A 14,444-nucleotide genomic window follows, 5' to 3' on the forward strand; every position below is an offset into this window, starting at 1 on the left:
GGGGCCGTGGAGCAGCGCATTCCCAGGAATCCCCTCGCGCTGGACTGCCTGTGCGGAAGGATCCGACGGTGAAACCGTCGAGCAAGGGGGAGCGTCCGTGAGCGAGTACCACTGGAACGAGAAGAAGCGAGTGTGGACCCGCTACGACAGCAAGGGGCCTCGTACGGCCGTGCTCTCGGCCAACTTGCCTGCGCTGACCGAGCCGACCCCCATCGAATCTCATCCCGAGATTGCGATGCCGACTCGCACGAAGGCGCTTGACCAAGCAATCGAGGAAGCCATTCTCGCCGGCAGCGCGGTCATGCAGAAAGGAGAAACCTCAGCGATCCTCAGCCAGAAGAAGCCGATTCGACACGGCTATCACATCTTCCTCAGCATCATCACGCTCGGCGCGTGGCTCACTCCCTATCTCATCATCGCCGTAGCCCGTGGCGACATCCGCTACCGGCTCACGGTCGACCGCTGGGGACATGTTTGGCCCGCGGTTGCCTGACCTCGTCACGACGTCTCTTTCACCACCGTCACATCAGAGGCCTGCCTCCACGCCGACAACTAGAGGACGTCGACGACCATCAGGAACGTGACCGCGGCGAGTAGCAGCGCGACCGCCGACAGGACGACCGCCGCGTTCCCAAGCCGTCGTAGGCGCTCGTCGCCACGACAGACCAGTCCCAGCGGCAGAGCGATCCCCGCAAAGAGGACGGTGAGCGGGCTGAAGAACCCCGACGCCGCACACAACAGGCCGACGACGGCCAGCCCGACGGCGATCGCCCCGAGCGGCCGGACCCGTGGCTCCACCTGCGGCATCGTCGACACACCGCGAGGATAGTCCGGCTCAGCCCGCCAGGTGGCCCCAGGTCGCGGCCAGCTCCGACCACGGACCCGTGGCCGCGATCTCGCCGTCGACGAGGACGACGACGCGGTCGGCGCCGGCGAGGGCGGCACGCTTGGACGTGGCGCCGATGACGGTGGCGTGGCGCTCGCGCAGGGCCGCCCACAGCTCGACCTCGGTGGTGGCGTCCAGGGCGCTCGAGACGTCGTCGGCAAGCAGGAGCTCGGCGTCGGACGCGAGGGCACGTGCCAGGGCCAGGCGCTGCACCTGGCCGCCGGAGAGGCGGACGCCGCGGTGCCCGACGAGGGCGTCCTTCCCGCCCGCATCCCGTACGTCGGCGCCCAGCCGGGCCGCCGAGACGGGCTCGTCGAAGCGTCGCTCGTGGCCGAGGCGGACGTTGTCGGCGAAGGTGCCGGACAGCACCCGCGGCACCTGGGCGACGTGACCGACCTGGCCCGGCCGCAAGAAGACCTGGGGGTCCTCGACCTCGGTGCCGTTCCAGGTGATCCGACCCTCGTGGTCGATCAGCCCGGCAAGCGCCGACAGCAGGCTCGACTTGCCCGACCCGACCTGGCCGACGAGGAGCACGAGCTCGCCCGCGCGGACCGTCAGGTCGACGTCGCGCACGCCGATCGTGCCGTCGTCGTGGAGCGCGGCGAAGCCCGTCAGCTCGAGGACGTCGAGCGGCACCCGCTCGACCGGGTCGGGATCGGGCGCGGCACCGCTGACGAGATCCACACCCGGCGGCAGGTCCATCAGGTCGACACCACCAGCGAAGCGACTCGTCTCCTTCTGCCACGCCCGCGTGCCCGGGGCCTCGGTGACGACCATGCCGGCCACCCGGCCGAACCAGTCGAAGCCGGCGACCGCGTTGGCGACGAGCAGCGTCGTACCGAGTCCCCATCCGTCGCCGACGTGGATGGCCCACGCCGCGACGACGCCGCACTGCACCATCACCATCGGCACGCCGTCGAGGACTGCCTGCACCCGGTGCTCCCGTACGGCGGCATCGACCCGGCCGCCGTCCACACGCCGCAGGTGGGCACGGACCTGGCTGGTCGCCGCCGCGAGCTTGACCGTCCGCGCGGACTCGAGCGCGGAGACCACGGCCCGGCCGAACCGGGCGCGGGCCGCGGAGGCCGACGCGGCCGACCGGCCGGCGATCGGCCGGCCGAGACCGGACGCCAGCGCGGAGACGACTAGGACGGCCAACAGCACCGCGCCCGCGACCCACGTGCCGGCGAGCAGCGCGGTGACCGCGGCGATCACCATGCCGTTGACGAAGTCGACCCAGCGGTCGGCGTAGCGCGCATAGCGGTCGGCGTCCATCGACCGCGCGACGACCTCGCCGGGCGGCGTCCGCGGCAGCCGGTGCTGCGCGGTCTGCCCCTGCAGCACCGACATCCGGGTCCGCAGCAGGACCTCGACCCACCACCGCGGATAGCGCCACACCGCGTCGGCGAGCATCAGCGGCGCGGCGAGCAGGCTGACGATGAGGCAGGTCACGAGCACCCAGGGCACGCCGCCGTCCACGTCCTCCACGATGTGGCCCCACAGCAGGCCGGTGACGGCGCCCTGGGCGCCGGTGAGCGACATGGCGAGGAACAGCGCGGCTCCGACAAGCCCCCACTGGGGCCTCACGGCGAGGACGTGGAGGATGCCGCGGGCCAATGTCGGGCCGGTCCCGACCTCGGGCACCGGCGGCGGCGGGCCCATCCGCCGACGACCACCCACCTCCGCGTCCGTCGCGAGCGGCTCGTCGAGGGTGGCGTGGGCGACCGGCGCCCCGGGCGAGGCGTCGAGGTCGGCGCGACCGGCGTGCAGGAGGTCGCGGAACGGCCCGTCGACGCGCGCCAGCTCGGCCCGCCGCCCCTGCTGCACCACCCGACCGTGGTCGAGGACCGCGACCAGCGGCGCCCGCTGGATCGTGCTGAGCCGGTGCGCGATGAGCACGCCGGTGCGCCCCGAGAGCAGCCGGTCGGCGGCGGCGACGACCCGACGCTCGGTGTGCGGATCCATCCGCGCGGTCGCCTCGTCGAGGACGACGACCTTGACGTCGCGGATCAGCAGCCGGGCGAAGGCGACCAGCTGCTCCTCCCCCGCCGACAGCCGCGTCCCACCGGGACCGAGCAGGGTGTCGAGCCCGTCGGACAGGCCGGCGACCCAGCTGGCCAGCCCGAGCTGTCGTACGGCGGCCTCGACCTCCGCCCGCGGCCGCTCGCCGAAGAGCGTGATGTTCTCGGCGAGCGTGCCGGCGAGGATCTCGGTGCGCTGCGTGACCACGCCGACGGCACCACGCAGGGCGTCGAGGTCGAGGTCGCGCACGTCCACCCCACCGACGAGGACGGTGCCGCGCGGCGGCTCGACGGCCCGGGACAGGAGCGACGCCAGGGTCGACTTGCCGGAGCCCGAGCGCCCGACCAGCGCCATCGTCTGCCCGGCGGGCACGTGGAGGTCGACGTCGCGCAGCGCGAAGGTGCCCTCGGCGTAGGCGAAGTCGAGGCCGCGGATCTCGACACCGACGGCGGCGCCGGGCACGGCCTGGCCGCCGACGGGCTCGGGCTCCACCGCGAGCATCTGGCGCAGCCGGATGACGGCCCCGAGACCGGCCTGCAGGTCGGGGAGGTGGTTGGCCAGCATCGACACCTGGCCGACGAAGGTGGAGGTGACGAGGAAGAGGGTGACCAGCCGAGCGACCGAGATCTCGTTGCTGCTGGCGAGCACGACACCGGCGACCGCGACGCCGGCGAGCATCGAATAGAGCAGCACCCCGGAACGCCGGGTCACACGGCTCTCGATCGTCACGACCTCGCGGAAGCGCTCGTGCACCGTGGCGGACAGGTGCGCGACCCGGCGGATGACGTGCGCCTGGCCGAGGCTGGTGCGCAGGTCGTCGCGACCGGCGATGCCCTCCTCGAGCGCGGCCGCGTGGTCGGTCCACGCCATCTCCTCGACGACCTTGCGGCGCGAGATCTCGCCGAGGAGACCGCGGATCGCGGCGAAGGTGACGACGGCGAGGACGGGGAAGAGGAACCACGCCGGCCACCAACTGAAGCCCGCGACGATCCACAGCGGCACGGACGAGAACACCGTGCGCGACAGCATCCAGACCTGCCACCGCACCAGGTTGCCGACCTCGTGGGTGTCGTCGTCGACACGGTCGAGGATCTCGCCGACGGCCTGCTCCCCCAGGGCCGCGAGCGGCTGACGGAGGGCGGCGTCGACGAGGTCGTCGCGCAGGACGCCCTCCGCCCGGTCGGAGTTGCCGACCCACAGCACCTTGCCGAAGGTCTCCACGAGGGACGCCCCCACCACGCATGCGGCGAGGACGATCAGGAGTGCGCGCGACGGCTCCTCGGCCAGACGTCCGGCGACGACCGTGCCGAGGGTGGCGCCGATCGCGGCGAGCGCCGAGCAGACGAGCCCGATCACGGCCAGCGGCGAGCGCAGTCGGCGCCAGTCGACCTGGCGCGAGGGCCTCCGGTCGGCCGGCGCGTCAGGGAGCACAGCAGCCCGGGGCAACGTCGTCGTCACTGGATCAAGACTAGGTCCCGCCACCGACAGGCGCCTCCGGATTATTTCCGTCGCAAGGACTCGAAAACGACGAAACGCCCGGGGAGGTCCCCGGGCGTCCCGTGTCGATCAGAAGCCGGCCAGCGCCTCGTTGAGGGTCGCGCTGGGCCGCATGACCACGGAGGTCTTCTCCGCGTCCGGGTAGTAGTAGCCGCCGATCTCGGCGGGGCTGCCCTGGACGGCGATCAGCTCCTCGGCGATCTGGGCCTCGTTGGCCCGCAGCGACTCGGCCAGCGGCTTGAACGCGGCCGCCAGGTCGGCGTCCTCGGTCTGGCTCGCCAGCTCCTCGGCCCAGTAGAGCGCGAGGTAGAAGTGCGAGCCGCGGTTGTCGGTCGTGCCGAGCTTGCGGCCCGGCGAGCGGTCCTCGTTGAGGAAGGTGCCGGTCGCCCGGTCGAGCGCGTCGGCGAGCACCTGCGCCGCGGGGGCGTCGGCCTGCTCGGCGTACTTCTCCAGCGACGGGACCAGCGCGAAGAACTCGCCCAGGCTGTCCCAGCGAAGGTAGTTCTCCTCCACCAGCTGCTGCACGTGCTTCGGCGCGGAGCCGCCCGCGCCGGTCTCGAAGAGACCACCGCCGGCGATCAGCGGGACGACCGAGAGCATCTTGGCCGACGTGCCGAGCTCGAGGATCGGGAACAGGTCGGTGTTGTAGTCGCGCAGCACGTTGCCGGTCACCGAGATGGTGTCCTCGCCCTTGCGCATCCGCTCCAGGGAGTACGCCGTCGCGAGGGTCGGCGCGAGGATCTGGATCTCCAGGCCCTCGGTGTCGTGCTCGGGCAGGTAGGCGTTGACCTTCTTGATCAGCTCGGCGTCGTGCGCGCGCGACTCGTTGAGCCAGAAGATCGCGGGCGTCTGCGACGCGCGGGCCCGGGTGACGGCCAGCTTGACCCAGTCCTGGACCGGGATGTCCTTGGTCTGGCAGGCGCGCCAGATGTCGCCGGCCTCGACGTCGTGCTCGATCAGCACGTCGCCGTTGGAGGCCAGCACCCTGACCGTGCCGGCGGCAGCGATCTCGAAGGTCTTGTCGTGCGAGCCGTACTCCTCGGCCGCCTGCGCCATGAGGCCGACGTTGGGGACGGTGCCGATGGTGGCCGGGTCGAGCGCGCCGTGGGCCTTCACGTCGTCGAAGACGGCCTTGTAGACCCCGGCGTAGGAGGAGTCCGGGATCACCGCGAGGGTGTCGTCCTCGCCGCCGTCGGCGCCCCACAGCTTGCCGCCGTTGCGGACCAGCGCGGGGATGGAGGCGTCGATGATGACGTCGCTCGGGACGTGCAGGTTGGTGATGCCCTTGTCGGAGTTGACGTAGGACAGACGGGGGCCGCTCTCGAGGCCGGCGTCGAACGCGGCCTTGATCTCAGCGCCGTTGGGCAGCGCGTCGAGGCCGGAGAGGATGGCGCCGAGGCCGTCGTTGGCCGACAGCCCCGCCGCGGCCAGGTCGTCGCCGTACTGGGCGAACACGTCGGCGAAGTAGGCCTTCACCACGTGGCCGAAGATGATCGGGTCCGAGACCTTCATCATCGTGGCCTTGAGGTGGACCGAGAACAGCACGTCATCGGCCTTGGCCTGGGCGATCGCGTTGCGCAGGAAGGCGTGCAGCTGGGCGACGTCCATCTTCGTGGCGTCGAGGATCTCGCCAGCGAGGACCTTCAAGCCGTCCTTGAGCACGACGGTCTCGCCCGCCTGGGTCTCGAGCACGATCGACACCACGTCGTCCTGCGCGAGGGTCACCGACTTCTCGTTGCTGGCGAAGTCGTGCGCGCTCATGGTGGCGATGTCGGTCTTCGAGCCCTCGGCGAAGGGCTTGTTGCGGTGCGGGTGGGTCTTGGCGTAGTTCTTCACCGACGCGGGTGCGCGACGGTCGGAGTTGCCCTCGCGCAGGACCGGGTTGACCGCGGAGCCCTTGACCTTGTCGTACTTGGCCCGGGCCTCCTTGTCGGCGTCGCTCGTCGGGTTCTCCGGGTAGTCCGGGATGTCGAAGCCCTGGGCCTGCAGCTCCTTGATCGCCGCCTTGAGCTGCGGGATCGAGGCCGAGATGTTGGGGAGCTTGATGATGTTGGCCTCGGGCGTCTTGGCCAGCTCGCCGAGCTCGGTCAGCGCGTCGTCGGCGAGCCCGAACTGCGCGAGGATGCGCGCGGCGACGGAGATGTCGCGGGTCTCGAACGCGACGCCGGCCTTGGCGGCGTACGCCTCGACGATCGGGAGGAAGGAGTACGTCGCCAGCAGCGGCGCCTCGTCGGTGTGGGTGTAGATGATGCTCGACATGTTCCGGCCGCACTCCTGAGACGTAGTGAGATTGCTTGACATCAAGATATCTGACGGCGGCGGATCTGGGGAACCCGCGTGGCCCGGTCAGCCTTCCATCCGGCGGCGCCGCTGCCAACCGCCGCGCAACGCCTGATCTAGGCTGACTGATCGAGAACGGCTGGTTTCCGGGACCACGCCCGCGGAGAGACGAGGGAACATGACTGACGATGCAATGGCCGACAACGCGGCCGATACACGGGCCGACACTCCTCCGACCATGATCCAGAAGATCGCCGCCGAGGCGGTGGGCACCTTCATCCTGGTGTTCTTCGGCTGTGGTTCGGTGGCCTTCTGGGTCGCGGCGACCGCGGTCAACGAGCGCGACTTCGAGAGCGACGGCAGCTTCAACTACCTCGCCACCGCTCTCGCCTTCGGTGTCGCGGTCATGATCGCCGCCTACGCGTTCGGACGGATCTCGGGCGGACACTTCAACCCCGCCGTCTCCGTCGGCGCCGCGCTGAGCGGCCGACTGTCGTGGAAGGACTGCGGCATCTACGCCGGTGTGCAGGTCGGGGCCGCGCTCCTCGCCGCAGCGGCGCTGCGGGTCCTGCTCCTCGGCATCGAGGACTGGGACGTCAAGGACTCCGGCCTCGGCACCAACGGCTTCGGCAACGAGTCGGGCTTCAACGAGTACGCCTGGTGGTCGGCCTTCCTGCTCGAGGTCGTGCTGACCCTCGTGTTCGTGCTCGTGATCCTCGTCGTGACCGACGAGCGCAACCGTGCCGTGGCCGCGCTCGCTCCGCTCGCCATCGGCTTCACGCTGACGCTGGTGCACATCGTCGGCATCCCCGCCACCGGCACCTCGGTCAACCCGGCCCGCTCGATCGGCCCGGCGATCATGACCTTCGACGGCGACAAGATCCTGCAGCTGTGGCTCTTCATCCTCGCCCCGCTCATCGGTGGCGCGCTCGCCGGTCTGCTCGCCCCGGCGATCTTCGGCCGCGACAAGGAGCCGGTCCCCGGCTCCGGCCTCTCCCTCGGCAGCGGCGGCTCGTCGAACCCCGGTTTCACCCAGCAGTGGAACCAGGACCCGAACCAGGGCTACGGCCAGGGCTTCGGGCAGGGCCACGCGCAGGGCTACGGCCAGCAGCAGGAGCAGCCGATCATCCAGGACGGCTGGCAGTGGGACCCCGCCTCCCAGCAGTGGATCCCGGCCCAGCAGCAGGCCCCTGCCCCCGCGCCCGCCCCGTCCCCCGCTCCGGCCCCCGACGCCCAGCAGGGCGGTTGGGCGCCGCCGCCCGGTGACCAGACGCAGGTGCGGCCGCCGCAGTAAGGCCACCCCTCACCCCGGAGCGGGGCTCGTCACCTGGTGACGAGCCCCGCTTCGTCGTTCTCGACCAGACCAGCGCCGCGGACATAGGTCTCGTACCGGGTCACGCCGTTCTCGACGATCTCGAGGACGATCCCGTCCTCGAAGTCCCCGGCCGGCACCACCACGTCCTCGCCGTCGTCCACGATCTGTGCCCGTACGTCGAGGCCGGGCGCGGTCGCCATCACCCAGCCGTCGCCGCGACGGGGCGTGGCCGGGAGGAACAGTCCGGGCTCGTCGAACCAGGTCACCTCGCCGCTCACCCCCTCCTGCCGGCCCAGCCACCACACGTTGCCGTCGCGGTCCTGGGCCATGAAGTCGTCGATCACCTCGGCCGGCTCCACCTCGGCACGGGCACGGCGGGACACCGCGACGGTCGCGATCCCGTCGCGGGCCGGCCCGACGGTCACGGACAGGATCGTGCCGTCCTCGAACTCGCGGAAGGTCCCCGGCGCCCACTGGAGCCAGGGATGGTCGACCTCGTCGACCTCGTCGACGAAGTCCCCCGGGTCCGGGTCCTGCGTCGGGATCGTGAGTCCGTCGACACCGGCGGGCGGGCTGGGCTCCGAGCCGGACGAGCAGCCGGCGACGGCGGTGGCGGCCAGCGCGAGGGCCGCCGCCGTGATGCGGAGCCGGGGAGTCATGCCGGTCATCGTCTCGCATCGTGCCCGGCTCCCGGTGAGCGGTCCGACGCTGCTAGCGTCGCTCACGGTCCGGCCTCGAAAAGGATGCGGCCGTCGTGACCTCGACCGACACCTAGGAGTGACCTCGTGAGCACCACCCCGCTCAAGGTGGCCGTGACCGGCGCCGCCGGCCAGATCGGCTACAGCCTTCTCTTCCGCATCGCCAGCGGCGCGATCGCCGGCGACCGTCCCGTCGAGCTCCGCCTGCTCGAGATCGAGCCGGCCCTCAAGGCGCTCGAGGGCGTCGTCATGGAGCTCGACGACTGCGCGTTCCCGAACCTCGCCGGCGTCCAGATCGGCTCCGACCCGGAGCAGATCTTCGACGGCGTCAACCTCGCCCTGCTCGTCGGCGCGCGTCCGCGCGGCCCGGGCATGGAGCGTGGCGACCTGCTCTCCGCCAACGGCGCCATCTTCACCGCGCAGGGCAAGGCGCTCAACGCCGTCGCCGCCGACGACGTCCGCATCGGCGTGACCGGCAACCCGGCCAACACCAACGCGCTCATCGCGGCGACCAACGCTCCCGACATCCCCAACGAGCGGTTCTCGGCGCTGACCCGCCTCGACCACAACCGGGCGATCTCGCAGCTGGCCGCCAAGACCGGCTCCGCCGTGACCGACATCAAGAAGATCACGATCTGGGGCAACCACTCGGCCACCCAGTACCCCGACATCTTCCACGCCGAGATCGCCGGCAAGAACGCCGCCGAGGTCGTCAACGACCAGGCCTGGATCGCCGACACCTTCATCCCGACCGTCGCCAAGCGCGGCGCCGCGATCATCGATGCCCGGGGCGCCTCCTCGGCCGCCTCCGCCGCGTCCGCCACCTGCGACGCCGCCCGCGACTGGCTCAACGGCACCCCCGCCGGCGACTGGGTGTCGATGGCGGTCGTCTCCGACGGCTCCTACGGCGTCCCGGAGGGCCTCGTGTCCTCGTTCCCGGTCACCACCTCCGGTGGCAACTGGGAGATCGTCCAGGGCCTCGAGATCGACGACTTCTCCCGCGGCAAGATCGACGCCTCCGTGGCCGAGCTCGCCGACGAGAAGGCGGCCGTCACCGAGCTCGGACTGATCTGAGCGTCCCAGCATCACCACGAAGGGCCGGCCCCGCACGGGGCCGGCCCTTCGTCGTCTCCGGTGTCGGGGAGAGGGTCAGGAGGGCTGGTCCGGGACGGTCGCGGCGAGGACCAGGACGGCGGTCGCGAAGGACACGAGCACGCCCACGTCCACCAACCGGTGGCGTACGGCGAGCATGCCGGCGTCCTTCTCGGGCAGCGTCAGCCGCAGGGCCGCCGCCAGGGCGAGCGCGCCGGCGACGATCCGCAGGCCCAGCCGCCACTCGGAGCTGGCCGCGACCACGATGCCGGCGATGGTCAGCCCCAGGATCGCGAGGTAGCACCAGCCGCCGATCGTCTGCGGGCTCCACCGCTGGTGCGGGCGCAGCGGCTCGGCCGACAGCTCGCTCAGGTCCGGGAGCTCGCCGTCGGCGACGGGATCGGGGGTCTCCTCGTTCAGCGCTCGGCCTGCTTCTCGGCCATGGTCACGACGTTGGCCAGCAGCATGGCGCGGGTCATCGGGCCGGCCCCACCGGGGTTGGGCGAGACCCAGCCGGCGGTCTCCCACACGTCGTCGGCGACGTCGCCGGCGATCTTGCCGTCGACGCGGCTGACCCCGACGTCGAGCACCGCGGCGCCGGGCTTGACCATGTCACCGGTCACGATGCCGGGCACGCCGGCCGCCGCCACGACGATGTCGGCCTTGCGCACGTGGGCGGCCAGGTCCGTCGTACCGGTGTGGCAGAGGGTGACTGTCGCGTTCTCGGAGCGCCGGGTCAGCAGCAGGCCCAGCGGTCGGCCGACCGTGATCCCGCGGCCCACCACGACGACCTCGGCGCCCGCGATCGGGACGTCGTGGCGGCGCAGCAGCTCGACGATGCCGTAGGGCGTGCAGGGCAGCGGGGCCTCGTTGCCGAGGACCAGCCAGCCGAGGTTGGTCGGGTGGAGGCCGTCGGCGTCCTTGGCGGGGTCGATCAGGCCGAGGACCCGGTTCTCGTCGCGTCCGCGCGGGAGCGGGAGCTGGACGATGTAGCCGGTGCAGGCCGGGTCGGCGTTGAGGCCGGCGACGGCCTCCTCGATCTCGGCCTGGGTGGCGACCTCGGGCAGGTCGACCCGGATGGACGCGATGCCGACCTCGGCACAGTCCTTGTGCTTGCCGCCGACGTACCAGCGCGAGCCGGGGTCGTCGCCGACGAGGACGGTGCCGAGCCCGGGCGTGATGCCCTTGTCCTTCAGCGCGGCGACACGGACCTTGAGCTCGTCCTTGATGGCGGCCGCCGTGGCGTTGCCGTCGAGCTTCTGTGCAGTCACGGGGTGCATCCTCCCAGATGAGGTGTGGAGACGGTCCAATGCCGGTGGGCCGCTGAAGGAAACCTGCAGAGTCGCCTTGCGGCCATGCCAAGGCAGGAGCTACGAAAGACAACGCCGCGCGGCAGCGTGGCGCCCCGCGGCGAAGTCGCGTCGTTGAGGGCCCGCGGGCCGAGCGCAGCGAGCGCCCGGGCGGACCTCAACGACAGGGCGACACGCTCGCGCCATCAATCAGTGGAAGAAGTGGCGCGTGCCGGTGAAGTACATCGTGACGCCGGCGGCCTGGCAGGCGGCGATGGTCTCCTCGTCGCGGACCGAGCCTCCGGGCTGCACGATGGCGCGCACGCCGGCGTCCAGGAGGATCTGGGGGCCGTCGGCGAACGGGAAGAACGCGTCGGAGGCGGCGACGGCGCCGCGGGCGCGCTCGACGCCCTCGACGAGGGTGTTGGCGCGCTCGACGGCGAGCCGGCAGGAGTCGACGCGGTTGACCTGGCCCATGCCGATGCCGACGGCGCCGCCGTCCTTGGCGAGGAGGATCGCGTTGGACTTGGCCGCGCGCACGGCGTGCCACGCGAAGGCGAGGTCGGCGAGGGTCTGCTCGTCGGCGGCGTCGCCGGTGGCGAGGGTCCAGTTGGCGGGGTCGTCGCCGCCCACCTCCAGCACGGCCTGGAACTGGTCGACCTGCTGCATCAGCAGGCCGCCGCTGATCGGGCGGGTCTCGACGCCGCCCGCGGTGAGCGGCTCGGCGACGAGGATCCGGATGTTCTTCTTCGCCTGGAGCACCTCCACGGCGCCGTCCTCGTAGCCGGGGGCGACGATGACCTCGGTGAAGATCTCGGCGACCTGCTCGGCCATCTGCCGCGAGACCGGCACGTTGGTGGCGATGACGCCGCCGAAGGCGGAGACCGGGTCGCACTCGTGGGCGCGGCGGTGGGCCTCGGCCACGTCGGCGCCGACGGCGATGCCGCACGGGTTGGCGTGCTTGATGATCGCCACCGTCGGCAGGTCGCCGTGGTCGTACGCCGCGCGGCGGGCCGCGTCGGTGTCGACGTAGTTGTTGTAGGACATCTCCTTGCCGTGCAGCTGCTCGGCCTGGGCGAGCCCGGCCGGGCCGAAGCCGTTGAGGTAGAGCGCGGCCTTCTGGTGCGGGTTCTCGCCGTAGCGCAGGACGGCGGACTTGTCGTAGGTGCCGCCGATCCACGCCGGGAAGCCGGTGCTCGCGCCGTCCTCGACGGAGGAGTCGGTGAGGACGCTGCCCATCCAGGAGGCGACCTGGACGTCGTAGGTCGCGGTGTGGACGAACGCCTTCGCGGCCAGCGCCTTGCGCTCCTCGTAGGTGAAGCCCTCGCCCTGCGCGGCCGTGAGCGCCGCGGCGTAGTCGGCGCCGTCGGTCACGATCGCGACCGACGGGTGGTTCTTGGCGGCCGCACGGACCATCGAGGGGCCACCGATGTCGATCTTCTCGATGCAGTCGTCGACGCCCGCGCCGGAGGCGACGGTGGCTGCGAAGGGATAGAGGTTGACGACGACCAGGTCGAAGGGCGCGACCTCGAGCTCCTCGAGCTGCGCGACGTGGTCGGGCAGGCGGCGGTCGGCGAGGATGCCGGCGTGCACGCGCGGGTGCAGGGTCTTGACCCGGCCGTCGAGGCACTCCGGGAAGCCGGTGAGGTCCTCGACCTTGGTGACCGGCAGGCCGAGCGACTCGATGAGGGCGGCGGAGCCACCGGTCGAGACGAGCTCGACCCCGGCGTCGTGCAGGCCGCGGACGAGGTCGTCGAGGCCGGTCTTGTCGAAGACGGAGACCAGCGCGCGCTTGATCTCAACGGTGCCGATCTGGGGGGCGTCGGGCGTGGCGGACATGAGGGGCTCCTCGGGGTCGCTCATCGGGTCGGTGCTCTCGATGAGGGCACCCAGGCGATCGATGCCGACTCGTCACTCCCTGGTGGTGGCCCACCTGCGCCAGTCGTGTACGCCGGATTCTACCGCCGGTGGCAGCCGACCCGCGAACCGGACGCTTGGTCGCGGAAGGCATGCTGGACCCACCGCGACCGGAGGACCTGATGAGCGTCATCGACCCACCCGAGCCCGACCACGCCGAGCCGGCGGCCGGGCACCTCGTCACCCCGCGTCCGGCCCGCTCGCCGATCGACCCGGACCTGCTCCGTGCCCTGGAGCGGTTCCGCCTGCGCTACCGCTTCGCGCTCGACGAGGTGACGACGAAGATCTCGATCCTGCGGCAGGAGTTCGAGGAGAACCACGACCACAGCCCCATCGAGCACGTGCGGACGCGCCTGAAGTCGATCGACAGCCTGCTGGCGAAGATGGAGCGGCTGGGCTGCCCGCCGGCGCTGGAGCACATCGAGAGCGAGATCCGCGACATCGCCGGCGTGCGCGTGGTGTGCCCCTTCGCCACGGACGTCTACTGGATCAGCGACCTGCTGACGTCGCAGCCGGACGTGACGGTGCTCGAGGTCGAGGACTACATCATCTCGCCGAAGCCCAACGGCTATCGCAGCCTGCACCTGATCATCCACATCCCCGTCTATCTCTCCGACCGCACCGAGCTGGTGCCGGTCGAGCTGCAGATCCGCACGATCGCGATGGACTTCTGGGCCAGCGTCGAGCACTCGATCTACTACAAGTACGACGGCACGGTGCCGCTCGGCCTGCTCGACGAGCTGCGCGCGGCGGCGGAGACGGCCACGGCGCTCGACCACACGATGAGCCGGCTGCGCGACGAGGTCCGCGCCGACCTGCACTGACCTGTGCCGGGGAGGTCAGCCGAGACGGACCCGGCGACCCTCGACGGTGAAGCCGTCGCGGGCCATGCGTCCGACGCTGTCGACGAGCATCGTCCGCTCGGCGGCCTTGATCCGCTCGTGCAGCGTGGCGGTGGTGTCGTCGACCTCCACGGGCACGACCGTCTGGGCGACGATGGCGCCGGTGTCGATGCCGGCGTCGACGACGAACAGGGTCGCCCCGGTGACCTTGACGCCGTAGTCGAGCGCGTCGCCGGGCCCGTTCATGCCGGGGAAGGACGGCGACAGCGCCGGGTGCGTGTTGAGGGTGCGGCCGCCGAAGCGGTCGAGGAAGGCCGGGCCGACGAGCTTCATGAAGCCGGCCAGGACCACCAGGTCCGGCTCGAAGGCCGCGACGCGGTCGGCGAGGGCGCGGTCCCAGTGGTCGCGGGTCGTGAAGTCGCCGACCTTCGCGACGAAGGTGGGCACCGCGGCCCGGTCGGCGCGGGCGAGGCCCTCGATGCCGTCGCGGTCGGCTCCGACCGCCACGACCGCCGCCCCGTAGGCCGGGTCGGCGCACGCGTCGAGCAGCGCCTGGAGGTTGGTGCCGCCGCCGGAGACGAGGACGACGAGGCGGGCGGGCACAGC

At 71.6% G+C, this 14,444-nt stretch carries 12 protein-coding genes and 1 riboswitch; of the genes, 4 read left to right on the forward strand and 8 right to left on the reverse strand.

Features of this window, described 5'->3' with window-relative positions:
* Positions 1–97 precede the first annotated feature (97 nt).
* Complete coding sequence (locus tag E9934_RS13380; protein WP_136563402.1) at positions 98–493, forward strand: hypothetical protein; 396 nt, start codon at positions 98–100, stop codon at positions 491–493.
* Positions 494–552: 59 nt separating this feature from the next.
* Here the strand turns inward: E9934_RS13380 and E9934_RS13385 are convergent, their stop codons facing one another.
* The 3 genes from E9934_RS13385 to E9934_RS13395 form a co-directional block, all read right to left on the reverse strand.
* Positions 553–816, reverse strand: coding sequence for a hypothetical protein (locus E9934_RS13385; protein ID WP_136563403.1), 264 nt, complete (start codon positions 814–816; stop codon positions 553–555).
* Positions 817–835: 19 nt separating this feature from the next.
* A complete protein-coding gene (locus tag E9934_RS13390; protein ID WP_202977297.1) occupies positions 836–4,366 on the reverse strand; it encodes an ATP-binding cassette domain-containing protein in 3,531 nt (1,176 codons plus the stop codon).
* Between the two features lie 108 nt (positions 4,367–4,474).
* Positions 4,475–6,664, reverse strand: a complete 2,190-nt coding sequence (locus E9934_RS13395) for an NADP-dependent isocitrate dehydrogenase (RefSeq protein ID WP_136563405.1) — start codon at positions 6,662–6,664, stop codon at positions 4,475–4,477.
* A gap of 199 nt (positions 6,665–6,863) precedes the next feature.
* Between E9934_RS13395 and E9934_RS13400 the strand changes: the two genes are divergently transcribed.
* Positions 6,864–7,979 (forward strand): MIP family channel protein, encoded by a 1,116-nt coding sequence (locus E9934_RS13400; protein WP_136563406.1) that lies wholly within the window; start codon positions 6,864–6,866, stop codon positions 7,977–7,979.
* Between the two features lie 29 nt (positions 7,980–8,008).
* Here E9934_RS13400 and E9934_RS13405 read toward each other — a convergent pair whose 3' ends face one another.
* The gene (locus E9934_RS13405) at positions 8,009–8,659 is read right to left on the reverse strand and encodes a hypothetical protein (RefSeq protein WP_136563407.1); all 651 of its coding nucleotides are present in this window, start codon (positions 8,657–8,659) and stop codon (positions 8,009–8,011) included.
* Between the two features lie 126 nt (positions 8,660–8,785).
* Here E9934_RS13405 and E9934_RS13410 point away from each other — a divergent pair, with 126 nt between their 5' ends.
* Positions 8,786–9,772, forward strand: a complete 987-nt coding sequence (locus tag E9934_RS13410; protein WP_136563408.1) for a malate dehydrogenase — start codon at positions 8,786–8,788, stop codon at positions 9,770–9,772.
* Positions 9,773–9,847: 75 nt separating this feature from the next.
* Here E9934_RS13410 and E9934_RS20285 read toward each other — a convergent pair whose 3' ends face one another.
* From E9934_RS20285 to purH, 3 genes are all read right to left on the reverse strand, one after another.
* Positions 9,848–10,318: a DUF3017 domain-containing protein gene (locus tag E9934_RS20285; protein ID WP_136563409.1), complete on the reverse strand. Its 471-nt coding sequence runs from the start codon at positions 10,316–10,318 to the stop codon at positions 9,848–9,850.
* Complete coding sequence (locus E9934_RS13420) at positions 10,207–11,061, reverse strand: bifunctional methylenetetrahydrofolate dehydrogenase/methenyltetrahydrofolate cyclohydrolase (RefSeq protein WP_136563410.1); 855 nt, start codon at positions 11,059–11,061, stop codon at positions 10,207–10,209. Before E9934_RS13420 ends, E9934_RS20285 begins: the two co-directional genes overlap by 112 nt.
* 228 nt (positions 11,062–11,289) lie before the next feature.
* Positions 11,290–12,918 (reverse strand): bifunctional phosphoribosylaminoimidazolecarboxamide formyltransferase/IMP cyclohydrolase, encoded by a 1,629-nt coding sequence (purH, locus tag E9934_RS13425; protein ID WP_202977298.1) that lies wholly within the window; start codon positions 12,916–12,918, stop codon positions 11,290–11,292.
* Positions 12,919–12,959: 41 nt separating this feature from the next.
* Positions 12,960–13,035, reverse strand: a riboswitch (ZMP/ZTP riboswitch).
* Between the two features lie 83 nt (positions 13,036–13,118).
* Here purH and E9934_RS13430 point away from each other — a divergent pair.
* Entirely contained in the window at positions 13,119–13,820 is a 702-nt protein-coding gene (locus E9934_RS13430; RefSeq protein ID WP_136563412.1) for a GTP pyrophosphokinase, read from the forward strand.
* 15 nt (positions 13,821–13,835) lie between these two features.
* Here E9934_RS13430 and purN read toward each other — a convergent pair whose 3' ends face one another.
* A complete protein-coding gene (purN, locus tag E9934_RS13435; protein ID WP_136563413.1) occupies positions 13,836–14,441 on the reverse strand; it encodes a phosphoribosylglycinamide formyltransferase in 606 nt (201 codons plus the stop codon).
* Positions 14,442–14,444 lie beyond the last annotated feature (3 nt).

The organism is Nocardioides caeni (assembly GCF_004912195.1).
GTDB classification, from domain to species: Bacteria; Actinomycetota; Actinomycetes; order Propionibacteriales; family Nocardioidaceae; genus Nocardioides; species Nocardioides caeni.